We start from the raw sequence: 20,825 nt of genomic DNA on the forward strand, positions 1-20,825 counted from the left end.
CGTCTTCTCCATTAATCATGGCTGCATCTGAAACTTAGCGGCCGGGGGTCCATTCTGATGTGGTCAACGCCGTCAGCACGTGATCGCGCCACTGCCCGTCAATCAGCAGGTAGTCTTTGGCATACCCTTCTTTTTCAAAACCCAGTCGCGCCAGCAGGTCACCGCTGCGCTTATTATGTGGCATGTAGTTAGCCATAATGCGATGAATATGTTGCGTGCGCTGCATATAACGGATGGCCGAGGTTAAGGCTTCATACATTAGCCCCTGCCCCTGCCACTTCTGCGCAATGGAGTAGCCGAGATAACAGGCATGGAAGGATCCCCGCACCACGTTTGAGAAGTTCGCAACGCCGATAATTTCTTTTTCGTCCGGATCGAGCAGCGCAAAATAATAGGCGGTGCCCTGTTTATGAAACTCAGAGATCATGCTCAGACGCGCCTGCCAGCCGGACGGATAGCAGTGGCTTTCATCGCGAATAGGTTCCCAGGGTTTTAAGAAATGACGATTTTCTGCGTAATAATCTGCCAGACGCCAGGCATCACGCTCATGCACTAAACGCACGACCAGGCGGTCGGTGGTTAAGCGCACTTTTGGCACGTTACTGCGATAGCCAAACATTCTATACCTACTCCTTCCCGTAACGTCTTCAATACGCTATTCGCATTACTATACCTGTGCGAATACACCCTGTGAAAAGAGCAAAATGCCATTTTTTGAATTATTCACACATTTTGATGAAAACTCTCTATCAAGACGGACTTTTGATAAAAAAATATTGTCCCGCGAAGGGTGGGAAAAGCGATGACGACACCGCAGAATAGGAGGTGCTTATCTTTTAAACTCTATCCAGAGTGACGAGTTTTTCCCTGGAGGGGAAATGTCGCAAGTCTCGCAGGCAAGGAACCTGGGTAAATACTTCCTTCTCATCGATAATATGCTGGTCGTGCTGGGTTTCTTCGTCGTTTTCCCGCTGATCTCAATTCGTTTCGTCGACCAAATGGGCTGGGCCGCCGTGATGGTCGGTATTGCACTAGGATTACGTCAATTTATCCAGCAGGGGTTGGGTATTTTCGGCGGCGCTATTGCGGACCGTTTTGGTGCAAAACCGATGATAGTCACCGGCATGCTGATGCGCGCTGCCGGGTTCGCCACCATGGGCATTGCCCATGAGCCGTGGCTGCTGTGGTTTTCCTGCTTTCTCTCCGGACTGGGCGGTACACTATTCGACCCACCCCGCTCGGCGCTGGTGGTTAAACTGATCCGCCCGGAAAAGCGCGGGCGCTTTTTCTCTATTCTGATGATGCAGGATAGCGCCGGGGCCGTGGTTGGCGCGTTGCTTGGCAGTTGGTTATTGCAATACGATTTCCGTCTGGTCTGTGCCACCGGCGCAATTTTGTTCGTTCTGTGCGCGGCGTTTAACGCCTGGCTGCTCCCGGCATGGAAGCTGTCGACGGTGAAAATTCCAGTGCGCGAAGGGATGAGCCACGTGATGCATGACAAGCGCTTTGTCACCTATGTGCTGACGCTGGCAGGCTATTACATGCTGGCGGTACAGGTGATGCTGATGCTGCCAATCATGGTGAACGACATCGCAGGTTCACCGGCCGCCGTGAAATGGATGTATGCCATCGAGGCGTGCCTCTCATTGACGCTGCTCTATCCAATTGCCCGCTGGAGTGAAAAACGTTTTCGCCTTGAACATCGTCTGATGGCCGGTCTGCTGGTGATGTCTCTGAGCATGATGCCGATCGGTCTGGTCGGGAATTTGCAGCAGTTATTCACCCTAATCTGCACGTTCTATATTGGCTCGATCATCGCCGAACCCGCGCGTGAAACCCTGAGCGCCTCACTGGCGAACGCTCGGGCCAGAGGAAGCTATATGGGCTTCAGCCGACTGGGACTCGCTATCGGTGGCGCGATTGGTTATATCGGCGGCGGCTGGCTGTTTGACATGGGCAAGGCCCTGGCACAGCCTGAGCTGCCCTGGATGATGCTCGGTATTATCGGCCTCATCACCTTCCTGGCGTTGGGCTGGCAATTCAGTCTCAAACGCCCAACGAGAGGCATGCTGGAGCCAGACGCCTGATAGCCGAGCCTGCTTCCGGGCGCTTTTCAGTTTTTTCTGCTGGCGTCCGGGGCGCTGGTACTCGATGATGCTTTGTGTCACGATTACGCCACATGCATCATGTTGAGGAACCCCATGAAAAAGTTTTTTTTTGCCGCTGCACTGATTGTCAGCGGCCTGTTGGTTGGTTGTAATCAACTCACGCAATACACGGTTAGCGAGCAAGAAATTAATCAGGCCCTGGCAAAGCATAATAACTTTTCTAAAGATATCGGCTTGCCCGGCGTTGCTGAAGCACACATCGTACTAAATAATCTCGCCAGTCAGATTGGCCGTGAAGAACCCAATAAAGTGACGCTGACCGGTGACGCCAACCTGGACATGAATTCCCTGTTTGGCAGTCAAAAAGCGACCATGAAGCTGAAGTTAAAAGCCTTACCGGTATTCAACAAAGAGAAAGGCGCAATTTATCTGCAAGAGATGGAAGTCGTGGATGCGACCGTTACACCAGAAAAAATGCAGTCGGTACTGCAAACGCTGATGCCTTATTTAAACCAGTCGCTGCGTAACTATTTCAACCAGCAGCCAGCCTACATTCTGCAGGATGACAGCAGTCAGGGTGAAGCTCTGGCGAAAAAACTGGCGAAGGGAATTGAGGTGAAACCGGGGGAAATCATCATCCCGTTCACCGACTAATAAAACTGAGGGCGCCGATGCGCCCTTTTTTTTCGTGCAAACGAAAACGTTTCCGCTTATCCTTTGTTTCCGGCAAAAAAGACTATCCTCAGCCGGAGCATATTGATGACTGCACCATCCCAGGTTTTAAAGATCCGCCGCCCAGACGACTGGCATCTTCACTTTCGCGATGGCGACATGTTAAAAACTGTCGTGCCCTACACCAGTGAAATTTATGGCCGCGCCATTGTCATGCCGAACCTGGCACCGCCCGTCACCACGGTTGACGCGGCTATCGCTTATCGCCAGCGCATTATTGACGCGGTACCTGCCGGACACGACTTCACGCCATTAATGACCTGCTACTTAACGGATACGCTGGATCCCAACGAGCTGGAACGTGGATTTAACGAAGGCGTATTCACGGCGGCAAAACTCTATCCGGCCAATGCCACCACCAATTCGACGCATGGCGTAACCTCTATTGACGCCATCATGCCGGTGCTGGAGCGGATGGAAAAATTGGGTATGCCGCTGCTGGTGCACGGCGAAGTGACGCATGCAGATATCGATATTTTCGATCGCGAAGCGCGCTTTATTGAAACGGTGATGGAACCACTGCGCCAGCGTTTGACCTCGCTGAAAGTAGTGTTCGAGCATATCACTACCAAAGATGCTGCCGAATACGTGCGCGACGGTAACGAGCTTCTGGCAGCGACTATTACGCCACAGCACCTGATGTTTAACCGCAACCACATGCTGGTTGGCGGGATTCGTCCTCACCTGTACTGCCTGCCGATCCTCAAACGTAACGTCCACCAACAGGCGCTGCGTGAACTGGTTGCCAGCGGGTTTACGCGCGCCTTCCTCGGTACCGACTCAGCGCCGCACGCACGTCATCGCAAAGAGTCAAGCTGTGGCTGTGCGGGATGCTTTAATGCACCGACCGCACTAGGCAGCTATGCCACCGTGTTTGAAGAGATGAATGCGCTGGACCATTTCGAAGCCTTCTGCTCACTCAACGGCCCACAGTTCTATGGTTTGCCGGTAAATGAGAGCTTTATTGAGCTGGAACGCATGGAGCACCTTGTTCCTGAGAGCATAGCGTTGGAAGACGATACGCTGGTGCCTTTCCTGGGTGGCGAAACGATATGCTGGTCAGTAAAAAGCTAAAAAAAGTGTAGCCAACCGATGCGAATAACTGTATAAATAAACAGTATATTCCACAGGGGGCTACTATGCGTATTGAAGTCACTATTGCCAAAACTTCACCTTTACCAGCCGGTGCAATTGACGCACTGGCAGGTGAACTCTCCCGCCGTATTCAGCACCATTTTCCGGATAACGAAGGTAACGTTACCGTCCGTTATGCCGGCGCAAACAATCTGTCGGTTATTGGCGCGACCAAAGAGGACAAAGAACGCATCAGCGAGATCCTACAGGAAACCTGGGAAAGCGCGGATGACTGGTTCATCAACGAATAAATAATGATATGCAGTGATGTTTGTTTGCCGGGTCGCCCCGGCTTTTTTATACACGCAATCTTGTAATCAATCGCGCATTTCTTCTGACGAGCATTTAATTTAATATTAACCCACCGATTATCTTTTAACCAAAACAACAAAATAATTGTGCAACATACTAAAAAAAAATGAATAACATGTCGTTTTCTTAGTCAGATAACGCTGAAAACAAAAAATTTATACCCTTCCCTCTTTAAATTTTCAATGAATACCCTTATTTATTGATATACTGAAGTTGCTTCAGAAAAAAACGCATTGAACCTCGAAAACCGTTGTCTAGTAACACGAATTAGGGGGCATGATGGAAAAGAATAATGAAGTCATTCAGACTCATCCGCTTGTAGGGTGGGACATCAGCACCGTTGATAGCTACGATGCGCTGATGCTGCGTTTGCACTACCAAACCCCGAACCGCCCTGACCCGGATGGGACTGAAGTTGGTCAAACGCTCTGGTTAACCACTGATGTTGCCAGGCAATTTATTTCGATATTAGAAGCAGGAATCGCCAAAATTGAATCTGGCGATTACCAGGTAAATGAGTATCAGCGACATTAAACCTGATACATCCAACCATCAAAAGGCACCTTAGCGGTGCCTTTCTTATTTCCAGGTTGAATATTCCAGGTCAGTTATTTACCCTTCTACTATCGCGATTGCAGAGAGAAGCGGATGAAATACGACTTAATCATTATTGGCAGCGGTTCGGTAGGCGCCGCAGCTGGATACTATGCCACTCGTGCCGGTCTGAAGGTTCTGATGATCGATGCGCATATGCCACCACATCAACAGGGCAGCCACCACGGCGATACTCGATTAATTCGTCATGCTTATGGCGAAGGTGAAAAATACGTTCCGCTGGTACTACGTGCGCAAACATTGTGGGATGAACTGTCCACCCATAATGAAGAACCCATTTTTGTTCGCTCCGGTGTTATCAACCTCGGTCCAGCAGAGTCAACCTTCTTAGCAACTGCAGCGCAAAGCGCAAAACAGTGGCAACTTAACGTTGAACAATTAGATGCAGCGGCCATCATGGCTCGCTGGCCGGAAATTCGCGTACCTGACAACTATATCGGTCTGTTTGAAGCGGAGTCCGGTTTTTTACGCAGTGAGTTAGCAATTAAAACCTGGATCCGTCTGGCGGAAGAAGCAGGCTGTGCGCAACTGTTTAAATGCCCGGTCAGCGCAATTCATCACGGTGATGATGGCATCACGGTAGAAACGGCTGACGGTGACTACCACGCGAAGAAAGCAGTGATCAGCGCCGGTACCTGGGTGCAGGCTTTAGTCCCTGAACTACCGATACAACCTGTGCGCAAAGTGTTCGCATGGTATCAGGCCGATGGGCGCTACAGCGTTAAGAATAACTTCCCGGCCTTCACCGGCGAACTGCCAAATGGCGATCAATACTACGGTTTCCCGGCTGAAAACGACGAGCTGAAAATAGGTAAGCACAATGGCGGACAGGTAATTCACTCTGCAGAAGAGCGTAAGCCATTTGCCGCTGTAGCCAGCGACGGTTCTGAAGCCTTCCCATTCCTGCGCACAATTCTGCCTGGCGTTGGTTGTTGCCTGCACGGCGCATCCTGCACTTACGATAATTCACCGGATGAGGACTTTATAATTGATACTCTGCCGGAACATGACAATACGCTGATCATTACCGGGCTGAGCGGACATGGCTTTAAGTTTGCTTCTGTACTGGGAGAGATTGCGGCAGACTTCGCTCGGGACAAACCGTCTGACTTTGACCTGACCCCCTTCAGGTTAAGCCGTTTTAAGTGATAATAAATGAATGGCCTCGTTGGTGAGGCCATTTTTAATGACAGGAATAACGTCAATGCGTCGTATCTTTCACTATCTGGTTAATAATATTCGCGAGCACCTTATGCTCTACATTATTTTATGGTCGCTGCTGGCCATTATGGATGTAATATATATTATGTTTTTCTAATTCCTGTGCGTTGACAATAATTGACAAAAATTGAGATTAGCTTAATTTTCATTGCAATAAACTGAACAATAACAAAAACCATAACACCCCATAAACTAAACCCCGCCACATATTTTCGCACTAATCCCTTGATGGTTACCTCAACAATCAGTCAATTTTATTGAACAAAAAATAAATATCATCACCATTGTTATTTATTAGTTGCATTAATGTCTTTTACACACCATTTTCATTCACTTCTGAAATATCAATCGGTGTGCTTATGCAATTCAATAATACTCCACAGCGCTATGGCGTAGTGTCAGCCACATTACATTGGCTGGTTGCGATTGCTGTATATGGCATGTTTGCGTTGGGGTTATGGATGGTCACGCTTAGCTACTATGATGGCTGGTATCACCAGGCCCCCGAACTGCATAAAAGCATCGGCATCCTACTCATGATGGGACTGGTTATCCGCGTTGTCTGGCGGTTGTTCTCCCCTCCACCTGCTGCGTTGGCAAGCTACTCCCGTTTGACCCGTATCGCAGCGGCACTGGGTCACCTCGCACTTTATTTGCTGCTCTTTTCGATTTTCATCAGCGGATATCTGATTTCCACCGCAGATGGCAAAGCGATAAGCGTCTTTGGATGGTTTGACATTCCTGCCACCCTGGCCAATGCGGGTACCCAGGCCGACCTCGCCGGTAGCTTGCACCTGTGGCTTGCGTGGATCGTGGTGATTTTATCCCTACTACACGGACTGATGGCCCTGAAACATCACTTTATTGATAACGACGATACCCTCAATCGCATGTTGGGAAAATCGTCATCTGACTATGGAGCTTAAAATGAAAAAAAACCTGCTGGGACTTACACTCGCTTCTGTGTTATTCACCACCGGGTCGGCCGTGGCGGCAGATTACAAAATTGACAAGGAAGGACAGCATGCCTTTGTTAATTTCCGTATTCAGCATCTGGGTTACAGCTGGCTGTACGGCACTTTCAAAGATTTCGACGGTACGTTTACCTTTGATGAGAAAAATCCCGCAGCCGATAAGGTTAACGTAACCATCAACACCAACAGCGTTGACACTAATCACGCCGAACGCGACAAGCATCTGCGCAGTGCAGATTTCCTTAACGTGGCAAAATTCCCGCAGGCGACCTTCAGCTCCACCAGCGTGAAAAAAGAGGGGAATGACCTGGATATCACCGGTAATTTGACCCTGAACGGCGTTACCAAACCGGTTACGCTGGACGCGAAGCTCATCGGTCAGGGTGGCGATCCCTGGGGCGGTACGCGCGCTGGTTTTGAAGCGCAAGGTAAGATTAAGCTGAAGGATTTCAACATCACCACCGATCTCGGCCCTGCATCGCAGGAAGTCGATTTGATCATCTCAGTGGAAGGTGTTCAGCAGAAGTAACGCATGAATTACCGGATGAGGTTCTGCCCCTCATCCGGCATCATGTTATTGCGCAGGGTCTGGAATACCCAGTTTGGTATTCAGGTGACCGCGTGATTTATTGAAGATTTTATTGCCATTTTCACGCCCCGCACGACGACGCCGTTGTTCCTCTTCCGGCAACTCACTCTCTTCGCTACACAGCTCGCTACAGCAGCCTTTATATTTCTGCGCACAAGCCGGGCACTGAATAAACAACAGATGGCAGCCATCATTTTTGCAATTAGTATGGCTATCGCACGCCGTGCCGCACTGATGGCAATGTGCGATAACATCTTCAGAGATCCTTTCGCCCATACGCTCATCAAAGACAAAGTTTTTACCGACAAAACGTACCGGAAGCCCCTGTTCACGCGCCTTGCGGGCATACTCAATAATACCGCCCTCAATGTGCCAGACTTTGCTAAATCCATTGTGTTTCATCCAGGCGCTGGCTTTCTCACAGCGGATCCCACCCGTGCAGTACATCACGATTTTTTTATCTTTATGCGCCTGCATCATTTCAACAGCTTTCGGCAACTGGTCGCGGAACGTGTCTGCCGGTATCTCCAGCGCATTCTCGAAATGACCCACCTCATATTCATAGTGGTTGCGCATATCAATGAATACCGCTTCAGGATCGTCCAGCATGGCGTTTACTTCTGCAGCCTTGAGATAATCCCCCACGTTGCTGGCGTCAAAGTCTGGATCGTCAATACCATCCGCCACGATACGTTCGCGGACTTTCATACGCAGTACCCAGAACGATTTACCGTCATCATCCAGCGCAATATTCAGACGTAAATCCTTCAATGCAGCATCAAACGCATAGAGCTGCTGGCGAAATGCCTCGACGTTGCTTTGCGGTACGCTGATTTGCGCGTTAATTCCTTCATGGGCAAGATATACTCGCCCGAAGACGTTCAATGCGGTGAACATCTGGTACAGCGCATCACGCGTGTGCTGAGGATTGGCAATGGTGAAATATTTATAGAATGAGATCGTCGTGCGCGGCTCGGTCTCGGCCAGCATTTTGGCTTTGAGGGCGTCGTTCGAAATGCGGTTGTGTAACACTGGCATGGTGTACGTATCCTGCAAATAAGGAATAAATGAAAATCGGCGGCATAATAAAGCAAACACCGCCAATTTACATCCACACATTTTACGCTACATTTCATACTTCACGATAAAATCGCAACAACAATTGCGGAATTAATCACCGTTCTCCCGTCACAAATTTTTGATACGCGCGAAAAAATGCGACAATACAGGGAATTGGTCGTTTGAAGACAGGATAGACATGACGAATTTACCCAAGTTTTCGGCTGCGTTACTGCATCCACGTTATTGGTTAACCTGGCTGGGTATTGGCATCCTTTGGTTAATCGTGCAGTTACCCTACCCCATCCTCTTTAAGTTGGGCTGTGCGTTAGGTCGACTGGCGCTACGTTTGATGAAACGTCGGGCAAAAATTGTTTCCCGAAATCTGGAACTGTGCTTCCCGCAGATGAGTGAGCAGGAACGCCAGCAGATGGTCGTCAAGAACTTCGAATCCGTAGGCATGGGCGTAATGGAAACCGGGATGGCCTGGTTTTGGTCCGATAAGCGTATTTCGCGCTGGACGGAAGTGATCGGAATGGAACATATCCGTGACGTTCAGGCGCAAAAACGCGGGATTCTGTTAGTGGGTCTGCACTTTCTGACTCTGGAACTGGGTGCGCGCCAGTTTGGCTTGCAGGAGCCGGGTATTGGTGTGTATCGCCCTAACGACAATCCGCTGCTGGACTGGCTACAAACCTGGGGCCGCATGCGCTCGAATAAATCAATGCTCGATCGTAAAGACCTGAAAGGGATGATTAAAGCCTTGAAAAAGGGCGAAGTGGTCTGGTACGCGCCGGATCATGATTACGGCCCTCGCGCCAGCGTGTTTGTACCACTTTTTGCCGTTGAACAAGCCGCAACAACCTCAGGAACCTGGATGCTTTCGCGTATGTCCAATGCCTGCCTGGTACCGTTTGTTCCCCGCCGCAAACCTGACGGTAAAGGGTATCAATTGATTATGTTACCTCCAGAATGCTCGCCACCGTTGGAAGACGCAGAGACTACAGCTGCGTGGATGAACAAAATTGTTGAGCAATGCATAATGATGGCGCCAGAGCAGTATATGTGGCTGCATCGTCGCTTCAAGACGCGTCCTGAAGGCTCCCCTTCTCTGTACTGACGCAGTGTTGCAGTCCAGTGGGCTGCAACACCCTCCCACCCCGTTTTAGGTTTAACTGCTATCCGCATTGCAGCAACTATCAACCAGGCGCATAATTAGCCTGCTTACTTATATTCAATCGATAGCGCAAACAGCGCATCACACTGCGGAACGCTATGTCACCCTCAGATGCCCCCATAAACTGGAAACGCAACCTCACCGTTGCCTGGTTAGGTTGTTTTTTAACCGGAGCAGCATTTAGCCTGGTCATGCCCTTTTTGCCTCTTTACGTCGAGAGTCTCGGCGTCACGGGTCATAGCGCCCTGAATATGTGGTCGGGCCTGGTCTTCAGCATCACCTTTCTCTTTTCAGCCATTGCCTCTCCTTTCTGGGGTGGCCTTGCCGATCGAAAAGGACGAAAAATCATGCTGCTGCGTTCCGCGTTGGGCATGGCAATTGTGATGCTGCTGATGGGACTGGCGCAAAATATCTGGCAGTTCTTAATCCTGCGCGCCTTGTTAGGGCTGCTTGGTGGATTCATCCCCAATGCGAATGCACTGATCGCCACCCAGGTTCCACGCAATAAAAGCGGCTGGGCACTGGGAACGCTTTCAACCGGTGGCGTTAGTGGCGCACTGCTCGGGCCGCTAGCTGGCGGCCTCCTCGCGGATCAGTACGGACTACGCCCTGTATTTTTCATCACCGCCAGCGTGCTGCTGGTCTGCTTCATCCTGACGCTATTTTTTATCCGCGAACATTTCCAGCCGGTGAGCAAGAAGGAAATGCTGCACATTCGTGAAGTCGTGGCCTCTTTAAAGAACCCCAAACTGGTGCTGAGCCTGTTTATCACCACTTTGATCATTCAGGTAGCCACCGGTTCTATCGCGCCAATACTGACACTGTACGTTCGAGAGTTGGCTGGCAACGTCAGCAATATTGCGTTTATCAGTGGGATGATAGCCTCTGTCCCCGGCGTTGCGGCATTAATCAGCGCCCCGAAACTTGGCAAATTAGGCGATCGAATTGGCCCGGAGAAGATCCTGATCGTCGCGTTGATCGTTTCTGTGTTACTGCTTATTCCAATGTCATTTGTCCATACGCCCTGGCAGCTTGGTGTTCTGCGCTTTTTATTGGGTGCGGCCGACGGCGCTCTGCTCCCGGCGGTACAAACGCTGCTGGTTTACAACTCGACCAATCAAATAGCTGGACGTATTTTCAGTTATAACCAATCATTTCGCGATATCGGTAACGTAACAGGACCTCTAATGGGGGCAGCGATATCCGCAAACTACGGTTTTCGAGCCGTTTTCTGTGTGACCGCGGGCGTCGTACTATTTAACGCCCTGTACTCGTGGAATAGCCTGCGCCGTCGTCGGAGTACAGAGGTCGTGGGATGATTTGTGTATTTGTATTCGCCGGTTCGGAATAATAAATTTATCTTACACGGCGTATATTTCAACCTTAATGATAATAGTAACACACCTTATTTCTGCCAGAATTTTTGGCTTCATACAAAGCGGCATCGGCGTATGAAAAAACTTTATCCGCTGATTCATCATCAATTTTGCTGCAATATACACCGATACTTATCGTCATTTTTTCTTTTAACTCATATGAATTTGGTATTGTCGTACCGTTCTCTACATTTCGCCTAATTCGCTCTGCAACAACAATTGCCTCATCTTTATCGTTACACTTAAGAAGGATCGCAAATTCTTCGCCGCCTACTCTGGCAAAAATATCCGTATCTCTGATTGATTTATTGATAATATCGACAATGCTGATTATTACTCTGTCACCTTCCTGATGACCGTAGGTATCGTTAATCCGTTTGAATTTATCAATATCCAGAACCATTACACACACTGCGCCTTTTGCTAATGATGATTTTAATGACTTATAGAATAGTTTACGATTATATATTTTAGTCATTGCGTCTTTAATAGCTGAATCCGTTTCTTTTTTTAAGATGATGAAGGTGTTGTACATCAGTATTGAGATTATACACAGGGCACTTATCACCTCAATCCCCCGGCTAACATACCAAATATACATGCTATATTCATCCAGGCTCAGAAGTAGTACATTGGTCAATATTGCTGAGCAACACAGTAGCCCTATACTTTTCCACAAGATGTTATGCGTTCTGGTTTTAATGATTAAATACAACAGGACCAGTCCCCAGGATACAATTAGCGAATAAATGTACCCAATATGCCAGTGCACAGTGACATTATCAGGCTTTACGCTTGTGATCTCGAGTGTAAAATTAGGGTTATAACTGGCCAGAGCGTGCGCCACCACCGCGATAACAAGCATGATTAAAAAAGACAGAACGATATAGCAAGGTTCTCTTTCTTTGGTTTCAATAACTGTCGAGGATACTTTATAAGATTTTAATGAAACAAATAGTAGAGCTATGAAACTAATCTGCCGAAAGTAATAGAATATGGCTATATCGTTAGTTCTTTTTTCGATTGAGGCATAATCATTAATCAAGTCCTGAACGATGTAGATAGTCTCGATGAAAAATATGTTATTCCCAAGAAACGCCATACCTAATATCATAAGGCAGGTGAGATCTTTTCTACAAAGATACTGGAATAACATAAACAGGAAGATTATCCCATATAAAAAGAACAACCCTACAATTATAATCAGATATACTGTTTGCGGGACACTTTGTATCGTTAATTTAAATTGTGTAAGACACACTCCACCAAGAACATAGCTAGCCAAACAGATTATATAGAAAGCCATTAACCTTCTATTATTTGAATTGCCGTTATCCATAACAACCTTCAGGGCTTTCTTAATTTTGCATTTTATATAATAAAGCATAAGATTTTGCAAACTATTATATCTGCACAGATTCAATGACACTAATTCATTTCTTATTTAATGGTTTCTTATAGATTTATAACCTTTGTCATTAATAATATTTTATTATGTATACTATTTAAGTATCACTCACACCATTCACACCCCCCATACACAAAAGATACTTTGTCACTACCAGAGACACCACTAAGTTTAGCCACTTTCATTGATTGCCCCTGCGACACTTCCGTATTGGGCATTAATTTTCTTCTTTATTTTTATTAAGTTATGAAATATTGCGTCATAAGCGATCGGATCCCCCCGCTAAAACACATAAAAAAGAACGTTTAACCCTGAAGATTTCCTTATATAACGTCATTTTTTAATTTTTCGATTTTCATTACTACATTGCAAACCACATACATTACTCTTTTTTCTTGAATTTTTTTCCTGATATTACGTCGGCTTCAGTATCTGCCAATGTAAATTTTTTCATAAACAACCGGAGTTACTTTCACTTGGTCTCGTAGGCATTGCAGGCAGTAATCATCTGATTGAGAGAGCCATGCAGCTAACGGGTTTGACGCTCTGCGGATCGCCGTCTATAGATTGAATCATCCCCTTTATTGTTCGCTTTAGGAGAAGAAATATGGCAAAGAATGACATGAATTTTTATGCCACGTTGGAAGAGGCTATTGATGCAGCTCGTGAAGTGTTTCTGGCTGATAACCCTGACCTTGAGTCAGACGACGTCAGCGTTCAACAGCTAAGCGTCCAAAAATACGTGCTACAGGATGGCGACGTTATGTGGCAGGCGGAATTCTTTGCTGACGAGGATGATGTAGATGGTGAATGTCTTCCAATCCTGAGCGGAGAAGCGGCCCAGAGCGTTTTTGATGGCGACTATGATGAAATTGAAATCCGCCAGGAGTGGCAGGAAGAAAATACGCTTCACGAATGGGATGAAGGTGAATTCCAGCTGGAACCTCCCCTTGATACTGAAGAGGGGCAGACCGCAGCCGATGAATGGGATGAGCGATAATTACTCGTAAGGTCCATGATGTATGTCGAGCGGCAGCAGCAACGTATCAAACACCAGCGAAAATGGCAGATCGAGGATAGTGACGTAGCGCCATGCGGAGTCCCTAACATCCCATTGCACGCCAGGATAGTATTGGTTTCCGTGTCCTTGCCCTGGGATGGTACGACTAATAATGCTGCCGCATCCGCTCAGGAAGAAGATCATTATTCCTACAGCCAAAATTCGCACCGGCTACCTCACGACTCATTCTATTCAATATAAAAAAATACCGGCACCAGGCCGGTATTTTCACGTTACAGAACGCTTATTTTTTCCTGAGCGCCAGCGGGTTCAGTGTCAGTCCCTGATAGTAGTTCACCCACGAAGAATACTTATCAGGTGAATTCCAGACACGGTAATGTAAACGCGCCATGGTCACCGGATCGCTCAACAACACCAGGCGGCGATCGCGATTCAGTTTCTCCGGCGTTTCGTTCAGTGCCTGTTCCACATGACGATCGCGTGCAATCTCCAGCACGTTGCTGGCGCGGTGGCGTGCAGTCGCCATGGCCGTGGCCAGTGCGTTAAACGACGGATTAAACACCGCATGCATAAAGCCATCGTCCAGCGTGCGTTTACGGTTCATCACCAGATAGGTATCGGTATCCACCAGCACCTGCGGCGGAGAATACTCTTCCGGGATCAGGAACAGCTTCCAGCGCTTGGTACGTAACCCCACCGTGGAACGGCTGGAAATCACAGAAACAAACGGCGACAGGATCAGCGAGAAGACTATCGGTGCCAGCCAGAACAGGAAACGCAGATCGAGCCAGGCCATACCCACAGCCCACACCAGCCCCAACAGTAACTGGGAACCGTGACGCATAAACGCTTCACCCCACGGGGTCGAATCGTCATCACGCTGCGGCGAATTCCAGACAACTTCCCAACCGAGGAAGGCACTCACGACGAAGACGGTGTGGAACAGCATACGCACCGGCGCCAGCAGCACGGAGAACAGAACTTCCAACAGTAGCGACAGCGTGACGCGGATAAACCCGCCGTACTCTTTCGTCCCTTTACACCAGATGAGCAAAATACTCAGCAGCTTCGGCAGGAACAGCAGCACCATCGTTGAAGCAAACAGCGCGATCGCCAGTTCAGGACGCCACTGCGGCCAAACCGGGAACAGCTGACGCGGTTGCAGGAAGTACTGCGGCTCCGTCAACGCATGCACCACCTGCAATGCGGTAGAGAGCGCGAGGAACATAAACCAAAGCGGCGCAGACAGATAGGACATTACACCGGTCAGGAATACCGCACGGTGAACCGGGTGCATCCCTTTCACAAGGAACAAACGGAAGTTCATCAGGTTGCCGTGGCACCAGCGGCGGTCACGCTTGAGTTCATCCAGCAGGTTCGGCGGCAGTTCTTCATAAGAGCCCGGCAGATCGTAAGCAATCCACACACCCCAGCCAGCACGACGCATCAATGCCGCTTCCACGAAGTCATGGGAGAGGATTGATCCCGCAAACGAGCCTTCGCCCGGTAACGGCGCGAGCGCACAGTGCTCGATAAACGGCTTCACACGGATAATGGCGTTGTGACCCCAGTAGTGTGACTCCCCTAACTGCCAGAAGTGAAGCCCGGCGGTAAACAGCGGTCCATAAACACGGGTCGCAAACTGCTGGCAGCGCGCATACAGCGTATCCATACCGGAAGCCTTCGGTGAAGACTGGATAATCCCGGCATTCGGATTCGCTTCCATCAGACGCACCAGGCCGCTCAGACAGTCACCGCTCATCACTGAGTCAGCGTCCAGCACCACCATGTAGCTGTACTGATTTCCCCAGCGACGACAGAAGTCATCAATGTTGCCGCTTTTACGCTTCACGCGACGACGACGACGGCGGTAGAAAATCTGCCCTTCGCCCTGCACCTCAGCAATCAGCTCCATCCACGCTTTTTGTTCTGCTACGCAGATATCAGGGTTGTAGCTGTCACTCAGGATATAAACATCGAAATGTTCGGCGTTGCCCGTTGCTTTGACCGATTCCCACGTAGCGCGCAGTCCCGCAAATACGCGGTCAACGTCTTCGTTACAGATAGGCATAATCAGCGCAGTACGGTGTTCAGGATTCAGCGGTTCATCCCCAACCGTTGAGGCCGAGATACTGTACTTATCTCGCCCAATCAGCAGTTGCAGGAAGCCCATCAGCGCGGTCCAGAATCCCGCAGACACCCAACAGAAAAGCACAGCAAACAAAATAAGAATGCCGGTCTGGAGCATGTAGGGCAGCAATTGCATAAAGGAGACCCATAAATCCTGCCCCATCATGTCTATCGGGTTAATGAATGCCCAACCCTGATACGGGAGGATCGTCTTCATATACCAGGTTGCTACGACCGTTTGCGCCAGCGTTAGAATCAACAGCGTATAGCGGCGGATGGTGCCTACGGTACGCCATTTTTGCTCGCTCTCTTGTTCTTCTTTCGTCAAACGCGAAAGATAACGCGGAGTCACATCGCGCCCACGCAGACGATCCCAAAAACGGCCAACCGGGTTGGTACGCCAGGGATCGGGGAACATAGAGGTACGCGTGGCTTTTGGCATCGCCTGCAGCTGATCGCGGCCCTCATCGTCCTTAACCAACTGCTCTTTAGCCAAAGAATCCGGCCATGCTTGCTCAAGGCGAGCTTTCACAGACCCCTGCGGTGAATCATCTTCGCGCGAGTAAGTACGATGCTCGGCATCCAGCGCCTGATGAACGGCGCGGATGTCAGTTTTCGGCAGTGCCGCTTTCTCGATATCCGAAAGCGGCAATGCGTCAATATACTCAGTTGTCTTATTCATTGGCAGGTAACTGGTAGCTCCAGGTTTCACTCAGCGTCTGATCGGCATTGACCAAGGCAGCACGCATTTCAGTGGTTTTCTTCACGTCTTTCACTTTCACGCGCAGCATCAAACGCCAACCTTTAGATACCGGGTTATAGCGCACAGTGCTTTCAACGATTTCGCCGTTGTCGCCAATACTGGTTTGTGCGGTAACCGGGGTATCTTGCGGCAGCTTTTTCATATCTGTGCCGGTAAAGTCCACCACAAACGCGATGGTACCGTCAGGCTGACGAATCAGGTTGGACTGTTTTACATCACCGGTAGAACGACGAGTCTGCTGTACCCAGGCGCTTTCCGGCGCATGAAGCTTGTCTTCATCACGCGTGAACGTCAGAGTGTACTTGAAGTTCATCTCTTTGCCCGCTTCAGGCAGTTGATCCGGCGTCCAGTACGCAACGATGTTATCGTTCGTTTCATCGTTAGTTGGGATTTCAACTAACTCAATCTTACCTTTACCCCAGTCACCTTTTGGCGTGATCCAGGCGCTTGGGCGCAGATCGTAACGATCGTCGATATCTTCAAAACGCGAGAACTGACGGCCACGCTGCAACAGTCCGAATCCTTGCGGGTTTTCCATAGCGAAGCTGCTCACCGCGAGATGTTTCGGGTTATTCAGCGGACGCCAAATCCACTCCCCGTTGCCGGCATGGATAGACAAACCGTTAGAATCATGCAGTTCCGGACGATAGTTTGTCGCCGGAGACGGCTGGTTCGGTCCAAACAGGAACATACTGGTTAACGGTGCCACGCCCAGTTTGCCCACTTTGTCGCGCAGGTAAACTTTGGACTGAACATCCACGACCGTGTCACGGCCTGGAATAATGACAAAACGATACGCTCCGGTTGCACGCGGAGAATCCAACAAAGCATAAATGGTTAAACGTTTATCAGTCGGTTTCGGACGCTCGATCCAAAACTCACGGAAGCGGGGAAATTCTTCACCAGAAGGCAGAGCGGTATCAATCGCGAGGCCACGCGCTGACAGGCCGTAGACCTGACCTGCGCCCAGAACGCGAAAATAGCTGGCACCGAGCATGCTGACGATTTCATCGTTTTTATCTTTGCTGTTGATCGGATACAGCACTTTGAACCCGGCGAAGCCGAGATCTTTTACCGTGTCTTTATCATGCTGAACATCGCCAAAATTAAAATAATCCGGGCTGTATTTGATTCTTTTCACCGCCGTGGCGGTAACTTCGTTGATTTTGACCGGCGTGTCGAAGTACATACCCTGGTGGTAGAACTCGAGCTTAAATGGGGTCTTGAGATTGCTCCAGTACGCTTTATCGCGATTGAACTGGATCTGTTGATAATCCGCATATTTCATGTCGCGGAAAACGGAGGGCAAGTTACTTTTTGGCGCCTCATAGCCTTTCCCGGCTAAGGATTGAGCTTGTTTTGCAACATCATCAATACTGAACGCCCAGCTCGATGATGTGTACAGCGTTAACATGACTGCTGCACCCAACCAACGCATTTTCATCATTTGTAGTTTATGTTTCATAATTAGTAAGCACTTCCCCCTTTGTGTGCTTATATTGATCCGATCCATTTTAATGGATAATCGGGTACTCCGACAACTGAATCCCTGTATTGTTCGCGCGCTGGCTCATGGTTTAAGCAGGTTCATCTGCCTGTTTTCACTTTGCGTGCTTATCCTGGAGACAGGTTGTTGGACTTCGTGTAGGGTTGCCCTCGAATGTAACCATTATTCGTCTTAGGGATAAGACGAAAAGTCTGAGAATACGTAACTGTCTATGAGCTCTGTATCACCACCACGTGAATATTTTCTTGACTCCATCCGTGCCTGGCTAATGTTGTTAGGGATCCCATTCCATATTTCATTGATCTACTCCACCCACACCTGGCACGTGAACAGCGCAGAACCTTCGTGGTGGTTAACCCTTTTTAACGACTTTATCCACGCTTTTCGCATGCAGGTCTTCTTTGTCATTTCAGGTTATTTTTCCTACATGCTTTTTTTGCGCTATCCGTTAAAGCGCTGGTGGAAGGTGCGTGTAGAACGCGTGGGGATCCCTATGCTGACCGCGATTCCGCTGCTTACGCTGCCGCAATTTATCATGCTGCAATACGTGAAAGGGAAAGCAGACAGCTGGCATACCCTCAGCGGCTACGACAAATACAATGCGCTGGCCTGGGAGCTGATTTCCCATCTGTGGTTTTTACTGGTTCTGGTGGTGTTAACGACCCTGAGTATGTGGGTGTTTACCCAAATGAAAAACAGACTATCGCGTGGAGACGGTACCCCTGCATCGGGGGTGTCGATGACCAAATTAACGTTGATTTTTATATTGTTGGGTGTCGGCTATGCCGTCGTCAGAAGAACGATTTTCATCCTCTACCCTTCGATTCTCAGCGACGGCATGTTTAATTTTATCGTTATGCAAACGCTGTTCTATGTGCCTTTCTTTATGCTCGGCGCGCTGGCGTTTATCAATCCTAATCTGAAAGCACTGTTTACCACGCCATCGCGCGGCTGCACGCTAGGCGCCGCATTCGCATTTGTCGCATACCTGCTCAATCAACGTTACGGCAACGGCGATGCCTGGATGTATGAAACCGAATATGTCATTACCATGGTCATGGGGCTATGGATGGTAAACGTCGTCTTTTCGCTTGGCCACCGTTTACTGAATTTCCAGTCGGCTCGCGTGACCTATTTTGTCAACGCGTCGCTGTTCATCTATTTGGTGCACCACCCGTTAACGCTGTTTTTTGGCGCGTATATCACACCGCACATCAAGTCGAATCTGCTGGGTTTTCTCTGCGGCCTTCTTTTTGTGGTTGGAATTGCGGTCATACTGTACGAAATCCATTTACGGATCCCGGTGCTGAAGTTTCTCTTTTCGGGTAAACCGCCGATTAAGCAGGATAAAAACAAGGCGGTTGCCGGTTAGTTTTCTTGCATTGAATGGTTCAGAGCAGCCATTCAATGGGCAACACGGATGCAAGCCTCACCAGAACCCGCTTCCAGAATCCTGTAGCGGGTTCTTTTTTCAGTACCTGTTCGCTGCCAGAAAGCCGATCAACCCAGTTAATTCTGCCCCAACGGTCAAGACGTAGTTGCCAGGCCATATCACGCTGACTTTGCATAAAACGTTTATGAATCAACTCAGCCAGTACTTCACTCTCAATCACAAACCCCATTTCCGTATTGAGTAGCGTTGAACGGGGATCAAAATTAAGCGAGCCGATAAACACTTTACGACCGTCAATACTGAAGGTTTTCGCATGCAGGCTGGAGCCTGAATTACCGGTTAATCCCCGGTCGTGTACTGCTGAAACGCGATCGCGGGTCGGTTTGAGCTCGTATAACTCCACGCCGTAGCGCAGGAGTTTTTTTCGCCAACGCGCATAGCCCGCGTGAACGACTGCAACATCATTCGCCGCCAGAGAATTAGTTAAAATTGCGATCTTAACGCCTTTTCTCACCAGTCTCAGGAGCTGCGCCACACCGGCGCGAGTGGGTACAAAGTAGGCGGAAATAATATCAATACGCTCGGTGGGAGATCCCATCACGTCAAACAAACGCTGCGGTAATAGTGAGTGGCGCGGCGCTTTCCCCTCTCCTTTTGCAGGATCATCACTCAGTAAGCGCGTTTTCGCCCAAATTAGCGGCAGCGACCTCTGATCGAGATGGGTCACAAACTGGCTGGTTTCCAGCTTATGTAGATAGCGACGCGTGATGTCATCATTATACCAGGATTCAGGAAGTTCGATTTTTTGCGTAGAAGCTGGTTCAGCCACCTCAAGTACGTTTTGCAATGTTGAAACCGAGCGGCAGTGCCAGTAACGCTCAAAGTCGTCTGCAACATCCTGGACAACCGGCCCAATAGCCATAACGTCCAGATCGGAAAACAGTGGTTGTTCGCCTGCGCCAAAATAGGCATCGCCTATATTTCGCCCCCCCACAAGAGTTACGACGCCGTCAGCGGTATAACTTTTGTTGTGCATACGCCGATTCAACCGGGCAAAATCGGTTAAATAGCCCAGGGCACGCAGGATGCGAAAGGAAAAGGGATTAAACAGGCGAACTTCAATATTAGGGTGATTGTCCAGCAAACGCAGCGTGTCATCCAGACCTGGCGTGTTGTTATCATCCAGCAACAAACGCACCCGGACGCCCCGCTTCGCTGCGGTCAGCAAAACGGAATCTATGGTCACTCCCGTTTTTGCAACACCGATTTTGACGACAAGTTGGCTTGCTTGAATCTATCCGGCGTC

General features: G+C 49.1%; 19 protein-coding genes and 1 pseudogene. 13 read left to right on the forward strand and 7 right to left on the reverse strand.

The features are described from left to right. Positions 1-34: 34 nt before the first annotated feature. Positions 35-619, reverse strand: coding sequence for a ribosomal protein S5-alanine N-acetyltransferase (rimJ, locus tag OGY18_RS09740; protein ID WP_003832145.1), 585 nt, complete (start codon positions 617-619; stop codon positions 35-37). Between the two features lie 259 nt (positions 620-878). Here rimJ and mdtH point away from each other — a divergent pair, with 259 nt between their 5' ends. From mdtH to OGY18_RS09785, 9 genes are all read left to right on the forward strand, one after another. Next, positions 879-2,087, forward strand: coding sequence for a multidrug efflux MFS transporter MdtH (gene mdtH / locus OGY18_RS09745; RefSeq protein WP_003832142.1), 1,209 nt, complete (start codon positions 879-881; stop codon positions 2,085-2,087). Between the two features lie 114 nt (positions 2,088-2,201). Beyond that, entirely contained in the window at positions 2,202-2,762 is a 561-nt protein-coding gene (locus tag OGY18_RS09750) for a lipoprotein (protein ID WP_020996498.1), read from the forward strand. 105 nt (positions 2,763-2,867) lie between these two features. After that, positions 2,868-3,914, forward strand: coding sequence for a dihydroorotase (gene pyrC / locus OGY18_RS09755; protein WP_166465422.1), 1,047 nt, complete (start codon positions 2,868-2,870; stop codon positions 3,912-3,914). Between the two features lie 65 nt (positions 3,915-3,979). After that, complete coding sequence (gene dinI / locus OGY18_RS09760; protein ID WP_003036157.1) at positions 3,980-4,225, forward strand: DNA damage-inducible protein I; 246 nt, start codon at positions 3,980-3,982, stop codon at positions 4,223-4,225. Between the two features lie 340 nt (positions 4,226-4,565). After that, positions 4,566-4,820, forward strand: a complete 255-nt coding sequence (gene bssS / locus OGY18_RS09765) for a biofilm formation regulator BssS (RefSeq protein ID WP_003036154.1) — start codon at positions 4,566-4,568, stop codon at positions 4,818-4,820. Positions 4,821-4,934: 114 nt separating this feature from the next. Then, the gene (gene solA / locus OGY18_RS09770; RefSeq protein WP_286552845.1) at positions 4,935-6,050 is read left to right on the forward strand and encodes an N-methyl-L-tryptophan oxidase; all 1,116 of its coding nucleotides are present in this window, start codon (positions 4,935-4,937) and stop codon (positions 6,048-6,050) included. A 55-nt stretch (positions 6,051-6,105) separates the two neighbouring features. Then, positions 6,106-6,219 (forward strand): YceO family protein, encoded by a 114-nt coding sequence (locus OGY18_RS09775; protein ID WP_003036148.1) that lies wholly within the window; start codon positions 6,106-6,108, stop codon positions 6,217-6,219. A gap of 262 nt (positions 6,220-6,481) precedes the next feature. Continuing rightward, a complete protein-coding gene (locus tag OGY18_RS09780; protein WP_148362131.1) occupies positions 6,482-7,048 on the forward strand; it encodes a cytochrome b in 567 nt (188 codons plus the stop codon). 1 nt (position 7,049) lies between these two features. Further along, positions 7,050-7,625, forward strand: a complete 576-nt coding sequence (locus tag OGY18_RS09785; RefSeq protein ID WP_126318510.1) for a YceI family protein — start codon at positions 7,050-7,052, stop codon at positions 7,623-7,625. A gap of 45 nt (positions 7,626-7,670) precedes the next feature. Here the strand turns inward: OGY18_RS09785 and trhO are convergent, their stop codons facing one another. Continuing rightward, a complete protein-coding gene (trhO, locus tag OGY18_RS09790; protein WP_003832128.1) occupies positions 7,671-8,723 on the reverse strand; it encodes an oxygen-dependent tRNA uridine(34) hydroxylase TrhO in 1,053 nt (350 codons plus the stop codon). Positions 8,724-8,943: 220 nt separating this feature from the next. On the opposite strand from trhO, the gene OGY18_RS09795 reads away from it, so the two are divergent. Both OGY18_RS09795 and mdtG read left to right on the forward strand, forming a co-directional pair. Further along, complete coding sequence (locus OGY18_RS09795) at positions 8,944-9,864, forward strand: Kdo(2)-lipid IV(A) acyltransferase (RefSeq protein ID WP_003832126.1); 921 nt, start codon at positions 8,944-8,946, stop codon at positions 9,862-9,864. A gap of 155 nt (positions 9,865-10,019) precedes the next feature. After that, on the forward strand, positions 10,020-11,240 hold the full coding sequence (mdtG, locus tag OGY18_RS09800) for a multidrug efflux MFS transporter MdtG (protein ID WP_148362134.1): 1,221 nt from the start codon (positions 10,020-10,022) through the stop codon (positions 11,238-11,240). A gap of 64 nt (positions 11,241-11,304) precedes the next feature. Here mdtG and OGY18_RS09805 read toward each other — a convergent pair whose 3' ends face one another. Next, positions 11,305-12,636: a sensor domain-containing diguanylate cyclase gene (locus OGY18_RS09805; RefSeq protein WP_286552853.1), complete on the reverse strand. Its 1,332-nt coding sequence runs from the start codon at positions 12,634-12,636 to the stop codon at positions 11,305-11,307. 691 nt (positions 12,637-13,327) lie between these two features. Here OGY18_RS09805 and OGY18_RS09810 point away from each other — a divergent pair. After that, positions 13,328-13,705, forward strand: a complete 378-nt coding sequence (locus OGY18_RS09810) for a MysB family protein (RefSeq protein ID WP_126319843.1) — start codon at positions 13,328-13,330, stop codon at positions 13,703-13,705. Here OGY18_RS09810 and OGY18_RS09815 read toward each other — a convergent pair whose 3' ends face one another. The 3 genes from OGY18_RS09815 to mdoG form a co-directional block, all read right to left on the reverse strand. Next, positions 13,706-13,933: a YceK/YidQ family lipoprotein gene (locus tag OGY18_RS09815; RefSeq protein WP_003832117.1), complete on the reverse strand. Its 228-nt coding sequence runs from the start codon at positions 13,931-13,933 to the stop codon at positions 13,706-13,708. Positions 13,934-14,009: 76 nt separating this feature from the next. Next, positions 14,010-16,538: a glucans biosynthesis glucosyltransferase MdoH gene (gene mdoH, locus OGY18_RS09820; RefSeq protein WP_149281717.1), complete on the reverse strand. Its 2,529-nt coding sequence runs from the start codon at positions 16,536-16,538 to the stop codon at positions 14,010-14,012. Beyond that, positions 16,531-18,066, reverse strand: a complete 1,536-nt coding sequence (gene mdoG / locus OGY18_RS09825; RefSeq protein WP_103014639.1) for a glucans biosynthesis protein MdoG — start codon at positions 18,064-18,066, stop codon at positions 16,531-16,533. The genes mdoH and mdoG overlap by 8 nt, the downstream gene beginning before the upstream one ends. A 271-nt stretch (positions 18,067-18,337) precedes the next feature. Between mdoG and mdoC the strand changes: the two genes are divergently transcribed. Beyond that, positions 18,338-19,498, forward strand: coding sequence for a glucans biosynthesis protein MdoC (gene mdoC / locus OGY18_RS09830; protein WP_063941873.1), 1,161 nt, complete (start codon positions 18,338-18,340; stop codon positions 19,496-19,498). Positions 19,499-19,517: 19 nt separating this feature from the next. Here mdoC and OGY18_RS09835 read toward each other — a convergent pair. Next, a pseudogene (locus OGY18_RS09835) lies at positions 19,518-20,753 on the reverse strand (phospholipase D family protein); the annotation flags it as partial. Positions 20,754-20,825: the final 72 nt, after the last annotated feature.

The sequence above is a fragment of the Citrobacter sp. Cpo142 genome (assembly GCF_030332425.1).
Classification (GTDB): domain Bacteria; phylum Pseudomonadota; class Gammaproteobacteria; order Enterobacterales; family Enterobacteriaceae; genus Citrobacter; species Citrobacter portucalensis.